We start from the raw sequence: 18,905 nt of genomic DNA on the forward strand, positions 1-18,905 counted from the left end.
ATAATTTTTACAAAAAAGATGGAGGGGGTGTATTATGAATAGAAAAGAGATATTGTTAATATGTTTAATATTGTGTTTTATCTGCTCACTTCAGGCAGTAGCTTCTGCTGATGTAAGCGTTGACGACACACATGATGTAAAATTAGTAGCATCATCTAATGCTGTTGACAATGATCTTTCATCATATTCACACTCCGAAAATAATCAGATATTGAGGGGTGAAAATGATGGCGCAGGATCATTTTCAGACCTTCGGGATAAGATAAATAGTGGGTCCGGTACAATAACGCTGGATAGAAATTATACTTTTAATGAGTCACTTACATCTGACATTGCCCTTGCAAGTTCAGGTATAGTGGTACAGAAGGATTCAACTCTCACAATTGTGGGTGAAACCGGTAAGAATATTACTATAAACGGTTTGGGAGATTCCAAGCTGTTCTCATTTAAAAGTCATGTGATTCTACAAAACATTAATTTCATTAATGGTGTAGGACACAAAACTTCATCCATTACGTCCGATGATATACTGGAGATATCTAACTGCAGATTCTTCGACAATACGGGTAAACTGGGTGGAGCTATCCAGGCCAATGACGGGCTGACAATCACAGATTCTATCTTTGAAGGTAATTTAGCACTAGATGGTGGAAGTATTTATATAGGTGATAGTAATTCCGAATCTAGAATCGAAAATTGTAATTTCACTGACTCTAAAGCAACTACTGGTGATGCCGGATGTATTTATTCAAATTCTGCACACTTGACATTACGTAATTTGAATATTACTGATGCAGCTGCAGCTGTAAACGGTGGAGCAATGGTGCTTAACGGTGAAAATACTGTTTTAGATCATCTTTACATTGCAGATTGTAGAGCAACCAACGGTGGAGCGATGTATTATACCAAAGCTCCTAAACAGTCAACTTACTTGACATTCATCCACAACCATGCGTTCAGTGATGGTGGTGCTGTATACCTATTGGCAGACAGTATTGGCAATGGTATGGCATCAGGATTAGTCAACTCTACATTCATAGAGAATATTGCAAATAATGAAGGTGGTGCTTTATACCTCATAGGTAGTAATGGTTATATGTTTAATGTTACATTCAAAAAGAATACTGGTACTACAGATGCCGGTGCTGTCATGGTTAAAGGTTCAAATTGGAGAGTTTATAATTGTACCTTTGATACCAATAAAGTCAATAACAGACATGGTGGTGCTATATATCTAGACAGTAGTGCTGATACTCAAATATGGTATTGTAACTTTACAAGCAATGAGGCATCATATGATGGTGGTGCTGTATACTTATACAATAGTTCAAATACTACTATAGCATACTCTAACTTCACTACTAATAAGGCAGGTCATGGTGGAGGTGCTGTATATTGTAACTTCAATTCAGATAATTCTACATTAACTCAATCTAGATTCATCAGCAATGCTGCGTATGCTGGTGATGGTGGTGGTATATATTGGGAGGGTAATAGAGGTAATATTACCTGGACTACCTTTAGGTATAATTGGGTTGAAGGTTCAGTCGGAGTCAATACTGGTTTCGGTGGAGGACTAGCAATATCCGGTATATATACTAATGCAAGTAATTGTATCTTTGAGTATAATCATGCTAATGTTGGTGGTGGTGGTTGTGCTGTAAAAGATAGTGATGTAAGTAGTAGTTCCAATATTACTGTCAGGGATTCCATATTCGAACATAATGATGCTGATAGGGATGCTGGTGGATTATGTTGGAATGATAACTCTCCATATGGTACTGCCATAAATTGTACATTCAGGTATAATTATGCAAAAGGTTCAGCCGGTGCATTAGGTTGGCATAGTGATTATGGTAAAGTATATAACTCTACTCTTGAACACAATTATGCAACCGGTCAGTTCGGTTCAGAACATCCTGGTCATGGTGGAGCTATGGTATTCAGAGGTGACCATAACTTTGCATACAACTGTACCTTCTACAACAATACTGCTGCTAAAGATGGTGGTGCAGTATATATGAAACTTACACAACTTGGCAGCAATACCAATATTACCTTTGAACTTTGTAGGTTTATCAACAACACTGCTAATGATAATGGTGGTGCACTTGCATGGGAGGCCGGTTCAACTTATGGTAATGTAACTCAATGTAACTTCACCAACAACACTGCTTTGAGATCCGGTGGTGCAATCTTATGGGAAGGTACCTATGGATTTATAGAATATTCCAACTTCACCCACAATAAGGCTACCGGTGATGTTATAGATGCCATCGGTGGTGGAGATGCTGGTGTTATACTCTGGATTGGAAGTCACGGTTATGTAAACCACTGTAACTTCACTGACAACTTTGCAGCATATCGTGGAGGAGCTGTGTTCTTAAAAGGAAGTACAAACACCACATTCAATGATACTCTCTTCAGGTTCAATGTAGCCGGAACCAATGGTGGAGCTATTGACTGGCAGGAAGGTTCTCACGATGGCAGATTGCTCAACTCTGTCTTCATCAACAACACTGCCTGGAGATCTGCAGGTGCTGTATACTGGTTCGGTACCAACGGTACAATCTACAACAGTAACTTCACAAACAACACTGCGGTAGGTAATGTAACAGTCGATGACAGGAAAGCGGCAGCCATTACATACTCCACTGTTGGAGGTAACGGTGGTGCTGTTGTATGGACTGGTTCTATAGGTAATGTAACCAAAGTTAATTTCGAATTCAACTATGCTGAACGCTTAGGTGGAGCAATGTTCCTGGAATTAAATGACAACGTTACCATCAGCTATGCTAACTTTACAAATAACACTGCAGGAATTAACGGTGGTGCTGTTGACTGGTATAAAGGTGCTACAAACGGTACTGTAAAACATTCTAATTTCATCAACAACACAGCTAAAAGATCCGGTGGAGCTATATACTGGTATGGTCATGACGGTACTTTGTACAATATTACCTTCAAATACAATAGGGCTTTAGGTAATGCATCATATATTAATCCGTTTGGTGAAAACACTACTGGCGGTGACGGTGGTGCTGTATTCTGGACCGGTTATAACGGTAATGTAACCTTATCTAAATTTATTAACAACACTGCTGTAAAACGTGGTGGAGCAGTATTCTTGCAGGGTGCAACTGATTATTACTGTAACAATACTCAATTCAAATCAGTATTGTTCGAAAACAACACTGCCGGTACAAATGGTGGTGCTGTTGACTGGTTTAAAGGAGCAACAAATGGTGTAATTGACAATGCAACATTTAGAAACAATGTGGCTAACAGGTCAGGTGGTGCTGTATACTGGAACGGTGACCATGGAGATATCCTAAACTCCAACTTCACCAACAATAGGGCATTAGGTATAACATGGGCCATCAATGCATATGGTGAAAATACCACTGGTGGTTCCGGTGGTGCAATTATATGGTCCGGTTCCAATGGTATTGTAAATAACTCCAGATTTATCAACAACACTGCAGCAAGACATGGTGGTGCAGTGTACATGCAGGGAACATCTCAAGAAAACTGTACCAACACTACATATGATTTATGTTACTTTGAAGGAAACAACGCTACAATCAATGGTGGTGCGCTTGACTGGCACGAAAATGCCCATGATGGTTTGGTAAATAATTCATACTTTATAAACAACCGGGCAGGAGCAAATGGTGGTGCAGTATTCTGGTTAGGTCACGACGGTAATATTGCACACTCCAACTTCACTTCTAACTATGCATTAGGTAATGTGGCTGATGATTATCAAAACCAAGGTGACGGTGGAGCTGTCATCTGGGGTGGACTGAACGGATATGTGGATGACTGCTGGTTTAAATTCAACAATGCCAGTGCACGCGGTGGAGCTGTCTACATACACAGCTGTGAACACGGTAACAATAATACTCACTTTACAAACTCACACTTCATCAACAACACAGCAGGAACCAACGGTGGAGCTATCGACTGGCATGCAGGAGCAGAAAACGGTACTGTAAGTAAAACAGAATTCATCAACAACACTGCTCATGTAAATGGTGGAGCTATTTACTGGAACGGTATCAACGGTTCCATTATTGATTCAAACTTCACAAATAACTCCGCTTACCAAAATGGTGGTGCAGTATACTGGGAAGGAAATCAGGGTTTAATCAACGGTTCAATATTCAAATATAACAATGCAACAGGATACTTAAATTCATCCAGAATAGTTAACTATCACAATGACAACACCGGAATTGATGAGGTCCACTATGACATTTTAGGCGGTGATGGTGGAGCCATTATCTGGAAAGGTTCACAATCCAAAATTGAAAATTCCACTTTCTACAAAAACTACGCGCCTTACCGTGGAGGTGCAATCTTCTTTACAAGTCTTGGAACTGAAAACTGTGAAAACGTAACAATTAAGGATTCCAACTTCACATTAAACGCTGCAGGAATGAACGGTGGTGCTGTCGATTGGGCTAAAGGCGCACACAACGCAACTATCTTAGGTTCATACTTCAACAACAACACTGCAGGCAGGTCTGCAGGTGCAATATATGTAAGCGGTAATGATTTGGACATTGAAGATACAGAATTCAACTACAATAAGGTTACAGGCGAAACAAAATATGACAACCGTACAAACGTATCCAACTACACATCCATCGGCGGTAACGGTGGTGCAATCTGTTGGATGGGTTCATATGGTGATTTGGATAATGTAACATTCCTCAACAACACCGCTACCCAACGTGGTGGAGCTATCCAGTTCGAACAGAATAAAAATACCACAATTGAAAATTCAAGATTCATTAACAACACTGCAGGTACCGAAGGAGGAGCAATCGACTTCTACAAAGGTGCTGTAAACGGTAAAATCATCAACTCAAACTTCACCAACAACACTGCTTATGAAAACGGTGGTGCAATCTATTGGGAAGGACACTACGGTACAATCAACGGCACCAGATTTGAAAACAACAAAGTTTTAGGTTTAGGTGACGGAATTGAATTGGAAGTAAAAACTAATCCAGATACTAATGTACAGGAAAAACGTTATAATATTACTGGCGGTGACGGTGGTGCAATTAAATGGACAGGTTCACACGGTATAATTGAAAACACCACTTTCTACAATAACATTGCTGAATATAATGGTGGTGCGGTCTACTTGATTGGTAACGCAACTGAAAACTGTACCAATATTACATTCATTGACTGTAACTTCACACTGAACCTGGCTAAATTAAATGGTGGAGCTGTTTACTGGGCTAAAGGTTCATCAAACGCTACTGTAAATGGAACATACTTTGACAACAACACTGCTAAGAGATCTGCAGGTGCTATTTACATCAGCGGAGATTACCTAAACATTAAAGACACTCAATTCAGATTCAACAATGCGACTATGGAACAGACCTATGATAACCGTACAGGCGCTGGTTTCTTCTCCTCCGAAGGTGGTAATGCAGGTGCTATCTGTTGGATGGGTTCATACGGTACTGTGGATAACGGTACATTCATTAACAACACTGCTTTCAAACGTGGTGGAGCTATTCAATTTGAGAAAAATCAGGAAGGTACTGTTAAAAACTCCCTCTTTGAAAACAACACTGCAGGAAGCGACGGTGGAGCAATTGACTGGTATCAAGGTGCTGTCAACGGTCAGCTTATAAATTCAACATTCAGAACTAATCATGTCAGCGATAGTAATGCACGTGGTTCTGCTGTTTATATTGAAGGTTATAATGCAACAATTAAGGATTCAAGATTCTATGAGCACAATTCCATAACCGATGGTGGTGCAGTATACATTGAAGGTGATTTGGCAACTGTTGATAACACCACATTCGAAAATATCAATACCACTAAAAAAGGTGGAGCAATATATGTAACCGGTGATAATGCAACAATCACTAACACTAATTTCACTAATCTCCGCGCTAATAATGACGGTGGGGCATTATATGTAAATGGTACTGGGTGTACTTTATATAATTCCACATTTACAGATAATGTGGCTGGTGATGATGGTGGTGCAATCTACTGGCAAGGAAACTTCGGTACTATCTATAACATTACATGTACCAACAACAAGGGTATCAGTTATGGTACAAGCCACTCCAAAGGAGGTACAATCTGTATTACAAGTAATGATACTTCTGTTGATAAATCAACTTTCACAGACAGTTTCACTTCATATAATGGTGGAGCAATGTTCATTACTGGAAACAATGTAAACATCACAGACTCAGACTTTAAGAACTGTAGTGTGGATGTAACTTTATCTCCGGATGGTGATGATTTGCCTTATGGTGGTGCATTATATGTTTTAGGTGAAAATACCACTGTAGCCGACTGTACATTTGATAACTGTACCGCAATTCAGGGTGGAATTATTTATGTGCAAGGAAATAACACTAAAGTTGATAATGCAACCTGCGGTAATTCATCCGCAACAAAATACGGTGGTGCATTTTATATTTATGGTGTAAATGCCACTATTTCCAATTCATCTGTTGAAAATACCAATGCAACATTATCCGGTGGTGCTATTTATATTGACGGAATTAATGCGGATATTGAAGATTCAAGCTTTGAAAAAACAAATGCATTCGGATCTACTACTAATGATGGTGGTGGAGCTATATTTATTAAAGGTGATTTGGCTTCTGTTGACAGATCTAACTTTACAGATAATGGAGCTAATAGTAACAATGCAAAAGGTGGTGCCATTTACATTACCGGTGAAAACGTTAATGTAACCGATTCCAAATTTGAAAACTCCAAATCTAACTTATATGGTGGTGCCATTTACATTCATGGTACTAATACCACTATACGTGATTCCAATTTCACAAAAACCAGTGTGGTTAGTTCAAAATCCCAAGGTGGAGCTATTTATGTGGATGGTATAAATGCTACTATCATTGGTTCCGAGTTTGATGAATGTGGTGCTGTTGAAAATGGAGGAGCTATTTATATTCATGGTGCAAATACTGCTATTCAGGATTCTAGTTTCACAAAAGACAGTGTTAATAGTTCAACTTCCAAAGGTGGAGCTATTTATGTAGATGGTATTAATACTAAGATTATCGGTTCCGAGTTTGAGGAGTGCAGTGCAAAACAACACGGCGGTTCTATCTTTATTAAAGGAGCAAATACTAATATTACAGGTTCAAACTTTACAAAATCTAAAGTCACTTCATCCGGTTCTGATGGTGGTGCTATTTATGTAAATGGTAATACTACTACTATTAATGCTTCTAATTTCGTAGATAGTGAATCTAAAGATTTGGGTGGTGCTATTTATGTTGAGGGCAGTTTTTCAAAAATATTTGATTCAATTTTCAATTCCTCTAAATCAGATAAAGGTGCAGCTATTTACATTTCTGGTAATAATGCTACAGTTAATGGTTCAGCTTTTAATAAAAATATTGCTTCCACAGCCGGAGGTGGTATTTACAGTTATGGTATAGGATCTAAAGTATATAACTCTAATTTCACTGAAAATAAAGGACATGTTGATGAAGGTAATGGTCGTGGTGGTGGAGCCATCTACTGGGTTGGTGGTGCAAAAGATGACACAATAGAAAATTGTATTTTCACTTCGAATAATGCAGGATTTGGTGGAGCAATTCGTTGGGCTGACAATTCTAATGTTAAAGATGCAGGTGGGTTAATTAAAAATTGTAAATTTGATTCTAATGAAGGTTATAAAGGTTCAGCAATAAGTTGGGCTTCCTCTAATTTAGCTCATATAACTCTATGTACATTTGTAAACAATTATGCTAAAAAAAATGGTGGTATTTATGCTGGTACTCAAGATACTTCTGGAAAAAATAACGGATTTAATGTTTCTATGTGTACTTTTGCAAATAACCGAGCTAAGTTTTGTGGTGCTGATATTGCTAACAGTATTTCAAATGCATATATAATTAATTGTAATTTCACTAACTCCACTTCAGGATACGGTGGATCAATGGTTATAAGGGAAAGAGCACCTGTAAACACTCAAGTAATAAATTGTAGATTCGTCAATACTTCTTCCACAGGTTCTAGTGACAATAACCAAAATGGTGGGGGTGCAATTTATGTTGCTAACGAGTTAAGCACAGATAAGTCAAAGAATATTCAAATTATCAATGTAACAATCATAAACACTACTTCAAATACTGATGGTGGTGCAATAAAATGGGGTAGTACCGGAGGAAGTGGATCTTATGGTAAACTGATAAATGTTACCATAATCAATTCAACTGCTACCAGTACATGGAACAAGCAATATAATAACTATGGTAAGGGTGGTGCAATCTATTGGTTAGCACCATATGGTGAATTTATAAATGTCACAGTCATAAACGCCAATTCCAGAAATGACGGTGGTGCAATCTACATTGAAGGTGGAAACTGTAATATTACCAACTCTTCAATCAGCAATTCCGTTGCAAACAAATCCGGAGGCGCAATCTATTGGAATGGTACAAAAGGTATTGTAAACAATACTAATTTCACAAACAACTCTGCTTTAGGCACTGGTGGAGGAGCAATATACTGGGCCGGAACTGATGGACAAGTATTGTCTTCACTTTTCACCGAAAACAGAGCAGTTGATGGTGGTGCTGTTTATTGGACTGGAACCAATGCTAAATTGGACAATTCAACATTTGTTAAAAACCACGCTACCAATGGCGGAGCAGTATACTGGAAATCCACATCATCAACATTTACAAACAACAAATTCTACAACAACACTGCTAAATACGGTGGTGGTATATACTGGAATGCTGCAGGCGAAACAATGACCAATACAATAATGATGTACAACAGAGCGGTCAACGGTTCAGCCATTTACACAGCAGCTATTGCAAACATTGTTGATGCAATCCTTTTAGAAAACCAAGCTAAATCATATGAAATCTACAACAGGGCAACTACAATAATTGAAAGAAATGCTGATGATACTGTTACAATATTTACTTACTTCAGAGGCGGAGACAACGTATTGAATGCTATTTATAACGCAGCATATGTCTCATCTACTCAAACCATTTCATTTAGAAACGTAACCTATCTCGGTGTTGGAGGAAGGAAAAATACTGGCGAGACAGCTACAGTATATCCTGTATTTACCAACAACGACCCAAGTGAAATATTAAACGACGGCAGAATCTATCAAACCAACCTTGAAGTCGAACAGGATATTTACGCATATGCTTATGACGGAGATAATGTTCTTCAGATGAATGCAACCGGTAAAACCAACTATAACGGTTCAGTTTACTACATAACCAGTATTGCAAATGCAGGTGAAGTTAACGTTAAAGTATATCATCCTGCTGATAACTACTACACATACATCGCATTTGCAAACAACACAAAATTGCCTACCGTAATCCTTGAAGTTAAAGACATTTACTTCCAGGAAACTGAATACCTAAACATTACCGTAAGGCCGGAAGAAGCCGGTGAAACAGATAAGTTATGTCTAGGTAATGTGACAGTTTATCTAAACGGTGAGCTGTATGCTGCTAATGTATCATTAATTGAAAATCCGGATGGAGTTACCGGAAGCGTAACCATTCCAATTAAGGATTTACATGTAAACAAATACAATGTCTATGTTGTATATTCAGGCAATAAGAAATATATCCCTGAATACAATTCCACTTCATTTAGAGTATTGAAAATCCCATCATGGATTACTGTAAATGTGGATGACTACTACTACGGCGATATGGGCAAAGCAATCATTGAAACCATCAAAAACACAACTGCAAATGTAACCGCTATCATTAACGGTAAGGAATACAGACTGGAAGTCAATGAAACCGGTCACGCTGAAATACTCATTCCATTGCTTGATGCCGGCAACTACACTGCAGAAGCATACTATCTCGACTCCAATGACTGTTTCGCTTCAAATGCAACCGATGACTTCGAGATATTCAAGGTCAACTCAACAATCAACATTACTGGTGAGTACCTGAATACTCTAAACACTGTCAAAATATACATAGATGTCGGTCCTGCAGACACTGTGGGCAAAGTTTCAGTATGGTTTGAAGATAAGCAATATAATGTAACTTTAACAAATTCAAAAGCTGAATTGACACTGTATGCCATTTCAGCAGGTCCTTATAATGTTACTGCCGAATATTACGGTGACAGAAACCATTTCGAATCTCTTAACAATACCACACTTTATGCAAATAAATTCAAATCTGCTGTAGAAATTGATGTTACAAACATCACCTATGGCGATAACGAGACCATAGTGTTCACCGTAACCAAAGGAGCAACGGGCAATCTTACAATCACATTCAACGGCAAAACATTCAATAAAACAATTGATGCAAACGGTAAGGTAATACTTGAAAACCTTAAACTGGCGGCAGGCAATTACACAGTAAATGCAACTTACGCCGGAGATGATAACTATTACGGTGCCTATGGTGAAAACAACTTCACTGTTGCCAAAGCGATTCCTGTTTTAGAGCCTGTCGTTGAGAACATAACCTATTGTGATGTCGAACATATCATTGCCAAAATCAACCAAACAGGCAATGTTTCAATAATTATCAGAAGCTTAATCGACCCTAATGTTATAATCGTCCAAAACCTCACAATCAACATCACCAATAAGCATAACGTAACCTGGAATGTATCTGGTCTTGCAAGAGGAGATTATATTGCTCAATTCATATTCTCCGGAAACCAAAACTACACCGGATGTGAGGTAAATGCAACATTTACTGTTGGTTGGGCAACTCCAATAATAATCGTTGAGGTAAACGACACAATTACTGGTAATAGGGCTCCTATCAACATCACTGTTTATCCAAGGGAAAACGTAACTGGTAATGTAAGCGTATATCTTGACGGTGTTAAATTAGGCGAATTTGATCTTGATCACGGATTCATCAGATTGCCTGGAGAAATCATGCTTGTAAACGGCACTCACGATGTTGTTGCTGTTTATAATGGTGATAATAACTTCATCCATGCGCACAATTCAACTACATTTAATGTCACTGGTGAGGACTTCAGATATGATCCTAAATTTAATTTAACAGCTACAAATGTTACTGTCTTACAAAATGGAGAAATAAAAATCAATCTCCCTGCTGATGCAACAGGCATGGTATTTATAAAGGTAAATGACACACAGTATTATGTCAATTTATCAGAATCAAGAACTTTAACTCTTCCATTGCTTGGAAATGGAACATATACAGTATGGGCTAATTACGCAGGTGACGCTAAATGGCATTCAGCAGTAAATACAACCAAATTCACAGTATCTAAAGTGAATACAACTGTAGATATTAATGTAGTCCAACCAATAACCTATGACAACTACACAAACATTACAGTAACTGTAGAAAATGGCGTAGACGGATTTATAACTTTAACAATCAATGATGGAACTAAGAATATCACAAATGTCACTTTACCTGTTGTGGATGGTAAAGTAAACTGGATTAAAGAAGGTCTTTCTGCCGGTTCATACACTGTTTATGCTAACTACACCGGCAGCACAAGATATAACATTAACGACACTGAGTCCAAAAACTTTGTAATTAACCAGGCGGCTCCTGTATTCAGCGTTGACGTGGTAACTGTCGATGCAAATACAAATCCAATCGTTAAAGTCAAAGTCAACGACACAATGTCAGGCAAATTGAACATCACAGTCTATAATAAAAACTACACTGCAGATATCATTGACGGTATTGCCACATTCACTGTCGATAAACTGCCTGTGGACCAATATGACGTAAACGTAACCTATAAAGGCGATAATAACTACACCTATAAATCACAAATCTTTGAAAACCGCATAATCGTTACTAAAGTGACATGCTATCCAATCAATGTTACTGCAATTGATGTTTTAGTTGGAGTGAACACTACAATCACTGTCCATGTTCCAAAAGACGCTACAGGAACCATAACTGTTTGGGTAAACGGCACTGGTCCTCTAACCAACTCAACAATACGTGATGGTGTGGCAACATTCACATTAAATAAAACCATTTCCGGAAGATATGAAGTGAATGCTACATTAAGCAATTCAAAATATGCTGATAAGACTGCATACACCAACTTCTGGGTATCTGAACATGAAACTCCGATTTCAATTGATGTAAAACCAATTTATGTTGGAGATAAAGCTATTATTGAAGTAACTGTTCCTAGCGGTGTAATAAACAATGTAACTATTGAACTTGAAGGTAAAGCATACAACAAATCAGTTGATGCAAACGGCAAAGCCAGATTTGAAGTGCAAGTCTGGTCCAACGGCACAAGAACAGTTGTTGCAACATATGGTGGAGACAACAAATATCTATTTAACTCAACAACCGCCAACTTCACTGTAACAAAACGCACACCTGTACTGGATGTAACTGCTACAGGTAATTCAGTTGGCTCTAACGCTACAATAAGTGTTTCACTGCCAACCAATGCTACAGGATATGTGACAGTTAATGTAAACGGTACAAACTACACTATCAAACTCAATGGTGGTTCAGGATTAGTTCAAATTGCTGGTCTTGGAAACGGTACATATTATGTCCATGCGACATATCTTGGTGACAGGCAGTACTTCACCGCAACCAACAACGATAAGACCTTTGAAATGACTAAACTCGACACTACAATGGGCATTTCCGTAACAGATATTGACTACGGTCAAAAAGCAAACATTACTGTAACAATTACCAATGGTGCTACAGGATTTATTACAATCAGAATTAATGAAACCAGAAATATCACCTTGCCTATTGGTAACGGCAAAGTCAATTGGATTGTAGATAATTTGGCTGCTGATAACTACACTGTTTATGCTAATTACTCTGGTGACGGTAAATACAACATTAACAACACCAATAAGGTTAACAAATCATTTGAAGTCAAACGGATTTCACCGGATATTAAGATTGTTTATGTTGATTCCACTGCTGGTGAATCTGCTACTGTTATCGTAAGCATTGACTCAAGAGCAACTCAAACTATTAATGTAAATGTCGATAAGGATTATATCAGACAAATTGGTGATGGTGTAATCACTGTAATTACTGATAGGCTTGCTGATGGAACTTACACTGTTACTGCATCCTATGATGGTGATAAGAACTTCACATCTGACAGTAAAACACGCACATTCACCACAAATAAGACTTCAGACTACAACTTGAATATTACTACTGCTGACATTAAGGTCGGTGATTTAACTAATATTGCTGTGAATGTTCCTGCTGATGCTAGCGGTAAAGTTATTTTGGAAATTGGAGGTCACAACTACACTGCAACAATCAGTCAGGGTAAAGCAGTATTTAATGAACAAACCAATCTTGGTGCAGGTAGATACAATGTTACTGCTTACTTCGGTGATGCTAAATATGTCAATAAGACTGCTACTGGAGTATTTGCAATCAACAAATACGATGTTCCATTGGATATCAGTGTCGGTCCGATTAAAGTCGGTGATAAGGCAATCATTACAGTTACTGCTCCAAGTGAAGTTTTAGATGATATTGTTATTGAAATTGATGGTGTAAAATATGATTCTCCTGTTACAACTTCCGGTAAAGCTGTATTTGAAGTGCAAATCTGGTCCAACGGCACCAGAACAGTTGTTGCAAGTTACGCAGGCAATAATAAATACTTGGCTAATTCAACCACTGGTAAGTTTGATGTGACTAAACGTACAGCTAATTTGGATGTAACTGCTATTGGTAACTCTGTTGGTTCTAATGCTACAATAAGTGTTTCACTGCCTACCAATGCTACTGGATATGTAACTGTAAATGTTAATGGTACAAATTACACTATTAACTTAACTCAAGGTAAAGGATCTTTCAACATCACTGGTCTTGGTAACGGAACATATTATGTCCATGCGACATATCTTGGTGACAGACAGTACTTTGCTGCAACCAACAATGATAAGACCTTTGAAATGACCAAACTCGATACTACAATGGGTATTTCAGTAGAAGATATTAACTACGGTCAAAAAGCAAATATTACTGTAACAATTACTCCTGATGCAACCGGATTTATTACAATTAGAATTAATGAAACCAGAAATATCACCTTGCCTATTGGTAACGGCAAAGTCAATTGGATTGTAGATAATTTGGCTGCTGATAACTACACTGTTTATGCTAATTACTCTGGTGACGGTAAATACAACATTAACAACACCAATAAGGTTAACAAATCATTTGAAGTCAAACGGATTTCACCGGATATTAAGATTGTTTATGTTGATTCCACTGCTGGTGAATCTGCTACTGTTATTGTAAGCATTGATTCAAGAGCAACTCAAACTATTAATGTAAATGTCGATAAGGATTATATTAAACAAATTGGTGATGGTGTAATCACTGTAATTACTGACAGGCTTGCTGATGGAACTTACACTGTTACTGCATCCTATGCTGGTGATAAGAACTTCACATCTGACAGTAAAACACGCACATTCACTACCAACAAAACTTCAGACTATAATATTAATATTACTACTGCTGACATTTGGATTGGTAATTTAACTAACATTACAGTTAATGTTCCTGCTGATGCAGTCGGTAAGGTTATTTTGGAAATTGAAGGTCATAATTACACTGCTGTAATCAGTCAGGGTAAAGCTGTATTTAATAATCAAACCAACCTTGGAGCTGGCAGATACAATGTTACTGTTTACTTCGGTGATGCTAAATATGTCAATAAGACTGCTACTGGAGTATTTACAATCAAAAAACTTGATACTCCTATAAAAATTGATGTTGATCCGATTTATGTTGGTGATAAGGCAATCATTACAGTTACTGCTCCAAGTGAAGTTTTAGATGATATTGTTATTGAAATTGATGGTGTAAAATATGATTCTCCTGTTACAACTTCCGGTAAAGCTGTATTTGAAGTGCAAATCTGGTCCAACGGCACCAGAACAGTTGTTGCAAGTTACGCAGGCAATAATAAATACTTGGCTAATTCAACCACTGGTAAGTTTGATGTGACTAAACGTACAGCTAATTTGGATGTAACTGCTATTGGTAACTCTGTTGGTTCTAATGCTACAATAAGTGTTTCACTGCCTACCAATGCTACTGGATATGTAACTGTAAATGTTAATGGTACAAATTACACTATTAACTTAACTCAAGGTAAAGGATCTTTCAACATCACTGGTCTTGGTAACGGAACATATTATGTCCATGCGACATATCTTGGTGACAGACAGTACTTCACCGCAACCAACAACGATAAGACCTTTGAAATGACCAAACTCGACACTACTATGGTCATTAATGTTGAAAGCATTGACTATACTCAAAATGCAAATATTACAGTCACTGTAAAACCTGATGCAACAGGATTTATCACAATCAGAATCAACAACACCAGAAGCATCACTTTACCTGTTGTAGACGGTAAGGTCAACTGGATTGTAGATAATTTGGCTGCTGATAACTACACGGTATATGCTAACTACTCCGGTGACGGCAAATACAACATCAACAACACCAATAAGGTTAACAGATCATTTGAAGTAAGACAAATCATTCCTGTAATTACAATTGAAACTGTTGAGGTTAACTCAGCCAAAAACGCTACTGTTGTGGTCCACATTACTCCTGGAACTACTGGTAACATTAACATAACCGTAAACGGCCAAAACTACTCCGGTCCGATTGAAAATGGTGTTGCAAGAATTGTAATTGACCAATTTAATGAAGGCAGTTACTCTGTATTTGCAAACTACACTGGTGATAAGAACTTCACAAATGCTTCAACCACTCAAGATAATAAAGTAATCGTTCATAAATTCTCATGCTACAACATGACAGTCACTGCAAATGACACTGAAGTTGGAGCAAACACAACAATCGTTGTAAATGTTCCAATTGATGCAGTTGGTAATGTATCAATCTACATAAATGGAGTATTTGTTGACAATGCCACTATCTCACAGGGCGTTGCAAAATTAAATGTAACAAAAGACATTGCAGGAAAATACGTAGTCAACGCAACATTCACTGACGGCAAATATGCAAATAAAACTGTAACAACCAATTATCATGTCCTTAAAGTTGATACTCCAATTGATATTAGCGTAAACCCAATATATGTTGGAGATAAGGCAATTGTTGAAGTGACCGTTCCTAGCGGTATCACAAATAATGTAACAATCGAAATTAATGGAATTAAATATAACAAATCAGTAAATGATCAAGGAAAAGCAATATTTGAAATAACTGACCTGACTTATGGCAATAAGACTGTTGTAGCAACATACGATGGCGATAACAAATATGTATTCAACTCAACAACCGCAAACTTCACAGTTAACAAACGCACATCCCAAGTAAACGTAACCTACAGTGCTTCCGTTGTTGGAATGGATACAATAATCAATGTAACAATTCCGGCCAACGCTACAGGATATGTAATTATAAACATTAACGGAACTGAATACACTGTTAACACTACAAACGGTAACGGTTCTATTGTAATTAAAAACTTGGCTAACGGCGATTACTGGGTAAATGTAACATATCTCGGTGATAATCAGTACTTCGAAAGCACTAACCACACTGATTTCACAATATCCAGATTGCCTACACAATTTACAGTAAACGGCACCAACATTACTTACGGCGCTAAAGAACTGATTACCATTGAAACTGCAGATAACATTACTGCTAAAGTAATCGTTGAAATTAACAAGAAAAACTACACTGCTGTAATCTATGAAGGTAAAGGTAACCTGACTGTTGAAAACCTTGCTGCAGGCAACTATAACGTAACCGTTTACTTCGAAGGCAATTACAAATACATGAATACAACAGCCAACAACACATTCAAAGTGGATAAGGCAACTATTCCTGTAACTGTAATTCCTCAAAACATTACCTATGGTGAAGTTGAAATCTTTACTATCCTTGTCAACGGTACAGGCAAAGTCAACATAACTGTTGATGAAGTAATCTACCGAAATAAACAAATCAATAATGGCAGATTAGAATTCGAATTGCCGGGTTATCTGACTGCAGGCAATTACACAGTCATTGTGGATTATGGTGGAAATGAAAATTACACCAAAAACAGCGCAGAAGCCAACTTCACTGTGGCTAAAAAAGATCCTGTCATTACTGTTGAGGTTCAAAACATTACCTATGGTGGCATTGAACATATTATTGTCCATGTAAACGCTCCTGGAAATGTAACAATCAGAGTCAACAACACCGAAAGAACTATTGTCCTTAAAGAGGGTGAAGGTGGAAAAGACATTTTAAGAGCAATCGTTCCTAGAATTTCAACTTACGATGTTAAAGCTACATTGGACGTATATAACCTAGCTGCAGGAACATATCCTGTTGAAGTGACTTATAATGGAGCTGAAAACTATAATAAGGCAAGTGCAACTACATTCTTCGTTGTAGGTAAACAGAATACCACTGTTGATGTTGCTGTAGACAATATTACTGTTGCAGATAAACAAATAATCAATGTAACAATCAGCGACGTAAATGCAACAGGCAATGTGACAATCAATGTCGATGGCGTAAACTACACAAGACCAATTGTAAATGGAACTGCAAATCTCACATTGGACAAAGTATCTGCCGGAAACCATAGTGTTGTCGTAATATATGATGGAAACAACAACTTCATTGGTAACTGGACTTCTGCAACATTCAATGTGGATAAAATCAAACCTGACCTTACAGTTGAAGTAACCAACACTACTGTCGGCAAAACCGAAAAGGTCATCATACATCTTCCAGACAATGCAACAGGATTTGTCGTAGTTGACGTTGACGGTACAAAATATCATATAGATATTGAAAAAGGCAAAGAAATAGCTCTTGAAATTGATGATTTAAGAAATAAAACTTATAATGTGGCTGTTGAATACTATGGCGATGACTTCTGGGATTCAGCTAACAATTCAACAAGCTTTAATGTAAACGGTACTAAAGCAGACATTTCTGTTAAAGTAGAAAACATTACAATTGGAGAAAAAGCTATAATCAACATAACAACTCCTAAAGATTTATACGGAAATGTAACTGTAACTGTTGATGATAAGAATTACACTGTATATGTTGCTGGTGGAAACGGAATACTTATTGTTCCTGATTTAGGCATCGGAAATCACACAGTTGATGTAATATTTGATGGAAATGATAAGTATGGAGCAAGCAAAAACACAACTGAATTCGAAATATCAAAAGTTAATATAACTTCAGATGATATTAAAGTCATTGATCAAGGCAATGGCACTGTTGTGGTTGTTGTTCCTGGAAATGCTACCGGTAATGTAACTATTTATGTAGATGGTCAAAACTTCACGGGAGAAGTGATAAACGGAACCGCCAGAATCACTCTGGAAAATGTAACTCCGGGAGTTCAAAACATTACTGTTGTCTATGAAGGTGACGATACACACACCAATGCAACTGTAAACTCAACTGTGGTTGTTCCAAAACTCGAATCTCCAATCACTGTAAATATAACCGAAGCTAAAGAAGGCGGAAAGGCTACTGTGACTGTTTCTGTTCCGGGTAATGCTACAGGTAATGTTACTGTTACTGTTGACGGTCAGAAATACACTGCTGAGGTTATTAATGGTACTGCTGTTGTAACTGTTGAGAATTTAACTGCAGGCAATAAGACGCTTGTTGTTGAATATTCCGGTGATGCTAATCGTACAGCTAATTACACTGTTTCAAACTTCACTGTAGAGCAGGTTAAAGTTGTTCCGGATATTGTCGTAGTTGATCAGGGTAATGGTACTGTTGTTGTGGTTGTTGGTGGTAATGCTACCGGTAATGTGACAATTACAGTTGGTGATAAGAACTTTACTGGTGAGGTTATTAATGGTACTGCTGTTGTTAATG

Annotated in this window: 1 protein-coding gene; it reads left to right on the top strand. The window is 37.7% G+C overall.

Annotation, left to right across the window (positions count from 1 at the left end):
• Positions 1–34 precede the first annotated feature (34 nt).
• Positions 35–18,905: Ig-like domain repeat protein (locus tag Q0W04_RS02035; protein ID WP_298499697.1), on the top strand; the 18,871-nt coding region annotated here is incomplete at its 3' end.

It is taken from the genome of uncultured Methanobrevibacter sp., assembly GCF_947170395.1.
GTDB lineage: Archaea > Methanobacteriota > Methanobacteria > Methanobacteriales > Methanobacteriaceae > Methanocatella.